The sequence below is a fragment of the Phascolarctobacterium sp. genome (assembly GCF_045124115.1).
In the GTDB taxonomy this organism is placed as follows: domain Bacteria; phylum Bacillota; class Negativicutes; order Acidaminococcales; family Acidaminococcaceae; genus Phascolarctobacterium_A.
Map to the genome: position 1 here is coordinate 1 of NZ_JBGVLF010000009.1, position 10,358 is coordinate 10,358.

12 protein-coding genes are annotated in these 10,358 nt (G+C 49.0%); all 12 read left to right on the forward strand.

Annotated features, from left to right (window positions below; all coding sequences use genetic code 11):
• Positions 1–488: 488 nt before the first annotated feature.
• On the forward strand, positions 489–1,235 hold the full coding sequence (gene sufC / locus ACJMM4_RS01410; RefSeq protein WP_405379766.1) for a Fe-S cluster assembly ATPase SufC: 747 nt from the start codon (positions 489–491) through the stop codon (positions 1,233–1,235).
• A gap of 13 nt (positions 1,236–1,248) precedes the next feature.
• Complete coding sequence (sufB, locus tag ACJMM4_RS01415; protein ID WP_405379768.1) at positions 1,249–2,655, forward strand: Fe-S cluster assembly protein SufB; 1,407 nt, start codon at positions 1,249–1,251, stop codon at positions 2,653–2,655.
• 11 nt (positions 2,656–2,666) lie between these two features.
• Positions 2,667–3,785: a SufB/SufD family protein gene (locus tag ACJMM4_RS01420; protein WP_405379770.1), complete on the forward strand. Its 1,119-nt coding sequence runs from the start codon at positions 2,667–2,669 to the stop codon at positions 3,783–3,785.
• Positions 3,775–5,004 carry an aminotransferase class V-fold PLP-dependent enzyme gene (locus tag ACJMM4_RS01425; protein ID WP_405379772.1) on the forward strand — a complete coding sequence of 410 codons (1,230 nt, stop codon included), beginning with the start codon at positions 3,775–3,777 and terminating at the stop codon, positions 5,002–5,004. The genes ACJMM4_RS01420 and ACJMM4_RS01425 overlap by 11 nt, the downstream gene beginning before the upstream one ends.
• Entirely contained in the window at positions 4,994–5,428 is a 435-nt protein-coding gene (gene sufU / locus ACJMM4_RS01430) for a Fe-S cluster assembly sulfur transfer protein SufU (protein WP_405379774.1), read from the forward strand. The genes ACJMM4_RS01425 and sufU overlap by 11 nt, the downstream gene beginning before the upstream one ends.
• A 63-nt stretch (positions 5,429–5,491) precedes the next feature.
• Complete coding sequence (locus ACJMM4_RS01435) at positions 5,492–6,805, forward strand: hypothetical protein (protein WP_405382748.1); 1,314 nt, start codon at positions 5,492–5,494, stop codon at positions 6,803–6,805.
• A 134-nt stretch (positions 6,806–6,939) separates the two neighbouring features.
• Complete coding sequence (locus ACJMM4_RS01440) at positions 6,940–7,446, forward strand: hypothetical protein (RefSeq protein WP_405379778.1); 507 nt, start codon at positions 6,940–6,942, stop codon at positions 7,444–7,446.
• 22 nt (positions 7,447–7,468) lie between these two features.
• Positions 7,469–7,759 (forward strand): hypothetical protein, encoded by a 291-nt coding sequence (locus tag ACJMM4_RS01445; RefSeq protein ID WP_405379780.1) that lies wholly within the window; start codon positions 7,469–7,471, stop codon positions 7,757–7,759.
• Positions 7,760–7,780: 21 nt separating this feature from the next.
• Entirely contained in the window at positions 7,781–8,209 is a 429-nt protein-coding gene (locus ACJMM4_RS01450) for a SoxR reducing system RseC family protein (protein WP_405379782.1), read from the forward strand.
• 5 nt (positions 8,210–8,214) lie between these two features.
• Positions 8,215–8,820 carry a Maf family protein gene (locus ACJMM4_RS01455; RefSeq protein ID WP_405382750.1) on the forward strand — a complete coding sequence of 202 codons (606 nt, stop codon included), beginning with the start codon at positions 8,215–8,217 and terminating at the stop codon, positions 8,818–8,820.
• Complete coding sequence (radC, locus tag ACJMM4_RS01460; protein WP_405379786.1) at positions 8,780–9,538, forward strand: DNA repair protein RadC; 759 nt, start codon at positions 8,780–8,782, stop codon at positions 9,536–9,538. Before ACJMM4_RS01455 ends, radC begins: the two co-directional genes overlap by 41 nt.
• A 14-nt stretch (positions 9,539–9,552) precedes the next feature.
• A partial coding sequence (locus tag ACJMM4_RS01465; RefSeq protein WP_405382752.1) for a rod shape-determining protein occupies positions 9,553–10,358 on the forward strand: 806 nt, incomplete at its 3' end.

Sequence of the window (10,358 nt, forward strand, 5' to 3'; positions counted from 1 at the left end):
TTACAGGACCAACGTAAATCGATACTACTACCGAAGCCACTTCTGCAACGGTTTTCTGCATTCAGCAAATCTACCAAATGTACTTCTCTTACGAGAGCCACGTGCACTTCCATCTTAGGGGTGCACCCACTTTACGTTTCACCTTCAGTATAGCACAACAAGGGTGTTTTGCATAGAAAAAGGAATGTGAAACCTGCGTTGCTATGGCGTGGTTCCTTTTGTATCTGCACCTGTTGCTATAATTTTTGCTTTTCATAGTAAACTACTGCGTATATCGGAAAATTTACAGTGGTAAAAACTCGGCTAATAAGTTATAATAAAAAGATACCTGCCCTAGGCATTTACTTGCAATATTTTTGTAAATTGTGAGTGGCAGGGGGGATAACCTCTTGCATTGGTAGGTAAATACTTTTATAATAAAGATAGAAATTCATACTAAAAAAATGGGAATTAAAAGTCTGCTTGCGGCAGACGATTGGAGGATAAATATGGCTGAAAATTTATTAGAAGTTAGAGGCTTGCAGGTTAATGTAGAAGACAAGCAAATCCTGCACAGCATTGATCTTGATATTAAGCCTGGCGAAACCCACGTACTCATGGGTCCTAACGGTGCAGGCAAGTCCACTTTGGGCTACGCTCTCATGGGCAACCCCAAATACACCATCACCGATGGCACCATCACCTTCAACGGCGAAGACATTACTAAGCTTTCCGTTGATAAACGTGCTAAGGCAGGCTTGTTCCTGTCCTTCCAAAATCCTTTGGAAGTGCCCGGTATTTCTTTGAGCAGCTTCTTGAAAACTGCTTTGGAGCAACAACGTGGCGTGCGCATTAAGGCTTGGGATTTCCGCAAGGAGCTGAAACAAGCTATGGCACTGCTGCAAATGGACAGCAAATATGCTGAACGTGATTTGAACATGGGCTTTAGCGGTGGCGAAAAGAAAAAGGCAGAGATTCTGCAGCTGTTGATGCTGAACCCCCAACTGGCGATTTTGGACGAAACCGATAGCGGTTTGGACGTTGATGCAGTGAAGATTGTTTCCCAAGGCATCAAAACTTTCCAAGAGCATCGCAATGGCGCTTTGCTGATCATCACTCATAACACCAAGATTCTGGAAGCGCTGCATGTGGACAAAACCCACATTCTGGCTCAAGGCAGCATCATTAAAAACGCAGGTCCCGAGCTGGTGGACGAAATCAGCAAGCATGGCTTTGAACAATTCCTGCAGAAATAAGACGGAGTGACCTATGGAAGAAAAAACCTTTGTTGAAGATATAGATAGAAGTCTTTATGACTTCCGTAATGAGGACAAGGACGCGTACCGCATTGAGGACGGCCTGACCCGCGAGATTGTTGAGCAAATCTCCCGTGAAAAGCACGATCCTGAATGGATGCGTGAGTTCCGCTTGAAGTCCTTAGAAATTTATAACAATTCCCGTATGCCCCAGTGGGGTCCCTCCATTGATGGCCTCAATATGGACAATATCGTTACCTATGTACGTCCTAACACCACTATGCAGGGCAAATGGGAAGACGTTCCCGACGATATTAAAGACACCTTCGAGCGTTTGGGTATTCCCCAGGCAGAGCAGACAAGTCTGGCAGGCGTAGGCGCCCAATACGACAGCGAGGTTGTTTACCATAATGTGCGCAAAGAGGTGGAAGACCAAGGCGTTGTGTACACCGATATGGAAAGCGCTTTGAACGGTCCCTATGCGGATATGGTTAAAGAGCATTTTATGAAGCTGGTTCCGCCTACGGACCACAAATTTGCTGCTCTCCACGGTGCAGTATGGTCCGGTGGCAGTTTTGTTTACGTGCCCAAGGGAGTTAAGGTGGCTATTCCTCTGCAGTCCTACTTCCGCTTGAACGCTAAAGGCGCAGGCCAGTTTGAGCACACCCTGATTATTGTTGACGAAGGCGCGGATCTGCACTTTATTGAAGGCTGCAGTGCTCCGAAATATAATGTGGCCAATCTTCATGCAGGCTGCGTAGAGCTGTTTATTGCCAAAGGGGCAAAACTGCGCTACAGCACCATTGAAAACTGGTCCAAGAATATGTATAACCTGAATACTAAGAGGGCTTTGGTAGCAGAAGGCGGTACTATTGAATGGGTATCCGGTTCCTTTGGCTCCCACGTGTCCTATCTGTACCCCATGAGCATTCTGAATGGTGAAGGTGCTCACAGCGAATTTACCGGCGTTACCTTTGCAGGCCATGACCAAAACTTGGATACAGGCTGCAAGGTTGTCCACAATGCGCCTAAAACTACCAGCATTGTCAACACCCGTTCCATTTCCAAGAGCGGTGGTATCAGCACCTTCCGCAGCAGCGTTGTAGTGACTAATAAGGCAAAACAGGCCAAGTCATCTGTTTCCTGCCAAAGCCTGATGCTGGATAATATTTCCCGCTCCGACACTATTCCCGCTATTGATGTGCGTACTGCTGATGCTGATATCGGACATGAGGCAAAAATCGGTCGTATTAGCGACGATGCAGTTTTCTATCTCATGAGCCGCGGTATTAGCGAGGAAGAAGCGCGCGCCATGATTGTTAGCGGTTTTGCTGACAATGTATCCAAGGAACTGCCCTTGGAATATGCTGTAGAAATGAACAATCTGATCCGCCTGGAAATGCAGGGCAGTATTGGTTAAGGAGAAGCAAAATGGAAAATATTGAAATGATTGTTAACCAGCTGCCTGCGCCTACCTGGAACCGTCTGCGCATGAACGAAAGCCATGTGCAGCTTGCTGTTCCTATGGATGAATGCGAGCCCCGTGTGGCCCTGCAAGGCAGCGTATGTTTAAATAAGAACCACATCCCCCGTATTCCCGGCAGAAATTGCTGTGGCTGTGCTCAAGCGGATGCCTGCCCGGTACATGGCTTGGATTTTGATGCCATCCCCACGGGAATGGGTGAAGAAATGGAGCAGTTGGGCGAGGGCAAAAAGCTGCATCTGGTTGCGGATGCAGGCAAGAGCACTGCAGCTGTTACCCTGCGTTATGCAGAGGGACAAAACTGCTACAACCGTTTGGAAATCGAAGCTAAACCAGGCAGTGATCTGACTGTTTATATGACTTATATCAGCACTGCTACTGCAGGCGGTACTGCCAATGTGCAGACCAAGATTGCCGCTGCAGCAGGCGCCAAGGTAAAACTGGTGCAAGTACAGCTTTTGGGTCATGGCTTTACCCATCTTAATGATGTGGGCTGCCAATTAGATGGCGATGCCCGCTTTGAAGTGCTGCAAATCCAGTTGGGCGCAAGCAAGATTTATAACGGCGTGCGCACGGAGCTGGAAGGCGACGGCGCTAGCTTTGATGCTGCTATTGGCTATTACGGCCGCAACAAGCAGCACTTGGATATGAACTTTATTGCCAACCACTATGGCAAAAAGACTGATTGCAACATGACTGCGGATGGTGTACTGCAAGGCGGTGCCTTCAAAATCTACCGCGGTACTATTGATTTTAAAAACGGCAGCGCCGGTGCCACCGGTGATGAGAAGGAAACCGTCCTCATGCTTAGCGACGACGTGGTGAACCAATCCATCCCCCTGATTTTGTGCAGCGAGGAAGATGTACAGGGCAACCATGGCGCCAGCATCGGCAAGCTGGACGAAGACCTGCTCTTCTATCTGATGAGTCGCGGTTTTGCTGAGCATGAAGCCATTGATATGATGGCCAAGGCTAAAATCGAGTCCCTGTGCCGCCGCATTGAGGACGAAGAAACGGTCCAACTGGTGGAACGTTATCTGGAAGGAGTAATTGCAGATGGTGAGTGATTTGCTTACTGTTGATTATAAGAAAGATTTTCCCCTGCTGGCAGCTACGGATGTAGCTTATTTGGATAATTCCGCTACCAGCCAACGTCCTACCTGCGTTATTGAGGCGGAGCGCGACTTCTATTTGAAGCATAATGCCAACCCTCTGCGCGGTCTGTACCAACTGGCTATGGAAGCGACTGATGCTTACGAAAATGCCCGTATTGCTGTGCAAAAATTCATTAACGCAAAAAGCGAGCAGGAGATTATCTTCACCCGTAATACTACGGAAAGCTTGAACCTAGTTGCCTACAGCTACGCTTTAAGCGTACTGCAGCCCGGGGACGAAATTGTAACAACTATTATGGAGCACCACAGCAATATGCTGCCTTGGCGCATGGCTGCTGCCAAGACCGGTGCTGTAGTAAAATATATTGACTGCGATGCGGAAGGCTATATTTCCGATGCAGCTTTGGCAGAGGCCATTACTGCTAAGACGAAGATTGTAGCCATGGCGCAGGTGGGCAATGTCCTGGGCCGCCTGAATCCGGTGGAGAAGGCTATTGAGCTGGCTCACGCCGTTGGTGCGGTAGTAGTAGTGGACGCTGCGCAAAGCGCACCCCATATGCCTGTGGACGTACAAAAGCTGGATGCTGATTTTGTTGCTTTCAGCGGTCACAAAATGTTCGGCCCCATGGGCATTGGTGTACTTTACGGCAAGAAGAAGCTGCTGAATAAGATGCCTCCCTATTGCTATGGTGGTGAAATGATTACCTGGGTTAGCCGTGATACCCAGGAATACGCGCCCCTGCCCCATAAATTCGAGGCAGGCACGGTCAATGCTGCCGGTGCCGTTGGTCTCCATGCTGCTATCGACTATATGAACAGCATTGGTTTTGAAGTAATGGAAGCCCGCGAAGCTGCTTTGACCAAGCTGTGCTTTGAAGGTATGCAGAAGCTGGAAGGCATCAACATTATCGGCTCCCAAAAGTGGGAAGAACACAAGGGTATCATCACCTTTACTATTGACGGCGTGCATCCCCACGATATTGCAGCCATTATGGATGCGGACGGTGTCAATATCCGTGCCGGCAACCATTGCGCCCAACCGCTGTTGGACCATCTGCACTGCGGTGCAACTGCCCGCGCTAGTCTTGCCTTCTACAATACGGAAGCAGATGTGCAGAAATTTTTAACCTGCTTAGGCAGCATAAGGGAGAGAATGGGTTATGGCAGATAATAGAGCCTTTTATAACGAAATTTTAATTGACCACAATATGCATCCGGGCCATAAGCACGAGCTGCCCGATGCAGATATGGAAATGCGCGGCTACAACCCCACCTGCGGTGACGACATTACTCTGCGCTTGAAGGTGGAGAACGACGTGGTTGTGGACGGTGCTTTTACGGGCAGCGGTTGCGCTATTTCCCAAGCCAGTGCCGATATGATGCTGGATCTTGTTATTGGCAAGCCCCGTGAGGAAGCGCTGCATCTGGCAGACATCTTCCTGCGGATGATCAAGGGCACTGCTACCGAGGACGAAATCGACGAGCTGGAGGAAGCAGGCATCCTGAAGGATGTAAGCCACATGCCCGCCCGCGTAAAATGTGCAGTCCTTGGCTGGCACACCTTGGAGCAAATGCTTGATGGCGAGGAAGAATAACGAAGAGTAACGACATATTTTAGTTGAAAAACGAGCTTGCCTGTTTTTAGGCGGGAGGATATTATGTTCAATAAGCCTTATCGTTTCTTAGCTGTAGTTTTAAGCCTGTGCGTTGTTGGCGCTGCAGGCTTTTACTATATGGCAAATCTCGCTCAACGCCATGCGGAAGAAATTTTCGCCAGAGAGATGCTGAAACAGCAGGTGCTGCAGGGCAGCGTTACCGCCCAAAAGGTGGATGCAGATCTTTATGGCAACGTTTATTTGGAAAATCTTAGCTGGTTAGACACTAAGGGAGAGCCTGTAATTTTTGTGCCCAAGGTACGCTTCAAGGTGAGCCTTTGGGACGCTGTTACAGGCAGCTTCGGCAAAGACTCTATTAAGGAGTTGGAGCTGACAGGACCACGGTTCATGGTTGCCTTTAACGAAAAAATGCAGCCGGAGATTGGCCAACTGCCGCCCCCTCCCAAGCAGGGGCAGAAGCCCGACGGTTCGGAAATCAAGAGCAAAAGCAAGCTAAACTTGGCAGGAAAGCTGCTCCGCATGCAACTGCTTATCCATGATGCGGAACTGCTGGCAGTGCAAAAGAAACGTATCTTTGCTTTGCATGATGTGGATATACAGTTAGCAGTGCTTAACGATAACGAATTGCAGCTAAAGCTGGTCAGCGGTCCCTTCGGCGGTGTTATGCAGGGTGCCGGTTTGCGCCTAGAGGGCAAGGTGCGCCTAGACGGCAAGCCGGGGACGGATATGCACCTGGCTTTGGAAGAAGTAGTGCCTAAATCCCTGGGCTTAGGCAATATCGAAGACCCTGTTACTATTACAGGTCAAGTTACAGGTACGCCTGTGGACCCTTTGATTGATGGCGTGATTAGCTTCGAGGAGCTGCACCTTCCTGCGCTGCTCTTTAACAAAGTGGCCGGAAATTTCCATTATGAAAACGGTATGGTAACTTTAAGCGATGTTACAGCAGGCCTCTACGGCGGCAACGTAGACGCTAGCGGCTGGTATAATTTCGATACCCGTGATTATGCGGTGGATGCCAAAGGCCACGAGCTGATTGCTTCTTTGGCAGCGCGGGACCCTAAGGTAAGATGCAGTGTGGAACTGGAGCTGCACATGCGCGGCTACGGTGCTACCCGCGACGTACACACCTACGGCAAGTTCACTTCCGGTGGTGGCAGCATCTACCTTGTGCCCTTCCACGAGATCAGCGGCAAGTTCAGCAACAGGAAAAAGCATCTGCAGTTCCGTGATGTAGAAGTGCGCACTAACTTTGGCACCTTCGTTTCTGACGCTTTCAGTATAGACAACGGCAAGGTACACATCGACGGACTCTTTATGCAGGAGAACAAAAACCATCGCTACAGGCTCATGTAAAAAAATTTACATAAAGCTTGCATTTTTTCTGAGCTTTCCGTGTTTTAGGTATATGCTTTAAAGGTAATTTTTGGTATAATATTTAGATGAAAATGGAGCAGTGTTGCTACACGCATAAAATGGAGGGAATATTTTTGGAAGAAATTATTCGTGAGGAATCAACTACCAGCTTTGAACGCAAAATTTTTGCTGCCGGTGCTTTAATTTTAATCGGCTGCTTGTTTGTGTACGAATGGAACGGTCTGCAGGAGACCAAACGCTTGAACTTGTTGGGCTGGGGCATCGACTTGGTGCTTTTGGCATTGTGGGTATGGCGCGTTTCCTTTAAGTACACTTTGATTCTGTACAAGGATCATCGTTTGGAGGTTATTACCAGCGGCTTGGGCTTTGTTAAGCACAGCTATTTCGTTGACCTGACCCGCACCGAAAGCTTTACTGATAAATACGTGAAGAGCTTCTTCCGTAAAACCAAAATCAGCCACTATATTCATCGTTACAACTCCTTGGATAATAATCCTCAACGTTTATTGGTATTTACCGAGGGCAAGAAGAACAAATTGGCTGGTCTGCTCTTTAAATGCAGCGACCGTTTCCTGAAACAGCTGCGCAGACAAATGCCTGACAAATACATCCAACTGTAAGTTTTAGGGAGGTTTAGAAATTATGGAAGGACTTGAACATGTACATCCTTTGGCCATGTGCGGCAGGGTTATGACTATATTTTTCGCTTCCTTTGTCTATATTTTCTTGGTAGCGAAGTATATTGGCCCGGAACGCAAGGCATTGTGGTTTAGAAAACGTAAAAAATATACTTTCTTCAACCGCCGTGGTATTTTTGGCGAGGACTTTAACTTTGGCTATCCTGTAACTTGGCAGGGCTGCTTAGCATTCTTAGCTATTTACGGCGTTATTTTTGGTGCCGGTTATTTGTATATTTTTGCATATCCATATTAATAGAGGAGAGGTCTAGACTTCATGGCGGAAATTAGAGGTATTGTTGTAAAAAGGTATGGCGAAAGAGCCGAGATTAAAGTTAATAAAGCTGAGAGCGAACTTACAGGTTTGCCTAAGTATTTAGATTGTTGGAACCCTATCGGTGCTAAAGCAGGCGATGTAGTGGGCGCTGAATATCGTGAAGGCGATCAGACTAAGGCGAAGCTCATTGTTTATGGTCTGCCGGTAGCAGGTGTTTTGGCAGGCTTGGCCTTTGGCAACAGCCTGGCAACCTTCTTCCATATGGACAGCATGCCGTTTATGATCGGCGGCGTGGTGCTGTGGGAAATCGTTACCATCAGCTATGCCCGCATCTTTAAACGCGATGCAGTGCGCCAAGGTAGACAAGTTGTTATTTTCGAATTAGAAAAGCAAGAAATGGTTATCGACATGAGCAAGAAGGAAAGCTAAGCATTATGGAAGTGGTATTAGCTTCAGCTTCTCCCCGCAGATTGGCGCTGCTAGAGCAGGTGGGCATCGCTGCCCGCGTAGTTCCGGCGGATTTTGCGGAGGAAGCAGGCAGTGCTGCCGAGGCACGTTTGGTGGCGCTGCATAACGCCCAAGGCAAATGCAGGGCAGTGGCAGCTGCAGTAGGGGACGCTGTTCCCGTAGTGGCTGCGGATACGATTGTTGTTATTGATGAAGATATTTTGGGCAAGCCTGCCGACGCCTGCGAGGCGAAGGCCATGCTGGCCCGTTTATCAGGCCGCAGCCATCAGGTAATGACAGGCGTGGCCGTTCGTTATCAGGGGCGCGAGCTGTCTGAAGTCTGCGTAACTGATGTAAAGTTCCGTCCGTTAGAGGCGGAGGAGATTGACGCCTATGTAGCCACAGGCGAACCCTTGGATAAGGCGGGGGCCTACGGTATACAGGGCAGAGGAGCGCTGCTGGTGGAGCAAATTCGCGGCTGCTACAATAATGTAGTAGGTCTGCCTTTGAGCCGTCTGCACATGATGTTGCAGGAAATCGGGGTAGGTAGAAGTGGCGAAGCTCGGCAAAAATTGGCAGGCAAAGGAAAGTGAATCCCACTATCATGATGCGCAAGCACATGAAGCAAAGGAAAATTTAAAAAATCTTCCTTTAGAAGACAGACCGCGGGAGAAAATGCTTCTGCGGGGCGTGGAAGCGTTGACTGATGCTGAACTGGTGGCAGTTTTGCTGCGTACCGGGACAGCGGACAGGTCGGCGTTAGCAATTGGCAGGGAGATGACTGCGGACAACGGTTTATACAAACGGTTGGCAGGCATTACGGACCTGCAGGAACTTATGCAAATAAGGGGCTTGGGACAGGCGAAGGCGGCCACGGTGCTGGCGGCTTTGGAGCTTGGCAGGCGCATTGCGTCCGCCCGCCCTTTAGATAAAGTCCGTTTTGGCAGTCCGCAGGAAGGGGCAGCGTTTTTGATGCCGCGTCTGCGTTACGCCAAAAAGGAACAATTTGTAGTAATTTTGTTGGATACTAAAAATAAGGTAATAGGTACGGAAGTTGTTTCCGAGGGCAGTCTGACAAACTCCACGGTGCATCCGCGGGAGGTGTTCCAGCCGGCAATCCTGCAGCATGCTGCAGCCATTGCGGTGGCGCACAACCATCCTTCCGGAGACCCTCACCCCAGCAAGGAGGACAGGCAGCTGACGGCCGTGCTTCTGGCAGCAGGCAAAACCCTGGGCATTCCTCTTTTGGATCATCTGGTTATTGGCGATGGTACCTATTACAGTTTTCAGGAAGCAGGCTTAGTAGATTAGGAGGACAGACGGAAATGAAGTTTACATTCCCTAATATTAGTATTTTTAACAATATGTCCGATGATATGGGTATAGATTTAGGCACTGCCAACACTTTGGTGCACTGCAAGGATAAGGGCATCATCATCCGTGAGCCTTCTGTAGTGGCAGTGGAAAAGGACACCAACGAGGTTCTTGCTATCGGTGCGGAAGCAAAGCGCATGATCGGCCGTACTCCCGGCAATATCATCGCTATCCGCCCCATGAAGGATGGCGTTATTGCTGATTACGAAATTACCCAGTCCATGTTGAAATATTTTATCAAGCAAGCTATGGGCAACCGCACTTTTGTACGTCCCCGTATTTTGGTAGGCGTACCTTCCGGTGTTACTGAGGTAGAAAAGCGCGCCGTTATCGACGCTACTATTGAAGCAGGCGCCCGTGAAGCTTATTTGATTGAAGAGCCTATGGCAGCAGCTATCGGTGCAGGTATGCCCGTACAGGAAGCTACCGGCAGCATGGTTGTTGATATCGGCGGCGGTACTTGCGAAGTTGCCGTTATTTCCTTGGGCGGCATTGTAGTTTCCAAGAGCGTTCGTTGCGGCGGTGATGCTATTGATGCAGCTATCGTCCGCTATGTACGTAAAACCTTCAATATGTTCATTGGCGAACGCACTGCAGAAAACATCAAGATTGAAATCGGTACTGCCATGAAGGTGGAAAATCCTGCCGTAATGGAAGTACGCGGCCGCGATTTGCTCAGTGGTCTACCCAAGAGCATCGAGGTTAACGCCAACCATGTGTGCGAGGCAGTGGATGAGCCTGTAAGCATGATTGTAGA

Bases quoted from the DNA above. Each gene is read 5' to 3' on its own strand.
- sufC (WP_405379766.1), top strand. From the start codon at position 489: ATGGCTGAAAATTTATTAGAAGTTAGAGGCTTGCAGGTTAATGTAGAA.
- sufB (WP_405379768.1), top strand. From the start codon at position 1,249: ATGGAAGAAAAAACCTTTGTTGAAGATATAGATAGAAGTCTTTATGAC.
- ACJMM4_RS01420 (WP_405379770.1), top strand. From the start codon at position 2,667: ATGGAAAATATTGAAATGATTGTTAACCAGCTGCCTGCGCCTACCTGG.
- ACJMM4_RS01425 (WP_405379772.1), top strand. From the start codon at position 3,775: ATGGTGAGTGATTTGCTTACTGTTGATTATAAGAAAGATTTTCCCCTG.
- sufU (WP_405379774.1), top strand. From the start codon at position 4,994: ATGGCAGATAATAGAGCCTTTTATAACGAAATTTTAATTGACCACAAT.
- ACJMM4_RS01435 (WP_405382748.1), top strand. From the start codon at position 5,492: ATGTTCAATAAGCCTTATCGTTTCTTAGCTGTAGTTTTAAGCCTGTGC.
- ACJMM4_RS01445 (WP_405379780.1), top strand. From the start codon at position 7,469: ATGGAAGGACTTGAACATGTACATCCTTTGGCCATGTGCGGCAGGGTT.
- ACJMM4_RS01450 (WP_405379782.1), top strand. From the start codon at position 7,781: ATGGCGGAAATTAGAGGTATTGTTGTAAAAAGGTATGGCGAAAGAGCC.
- ACJMM4_RS01455 (WP_405382750.1), top strand. From the start codon at position 8,215: ATGGAAGTGGTATTAGCTTCAGCTTCTCCCCGCAGATTGGCGCTGCTA.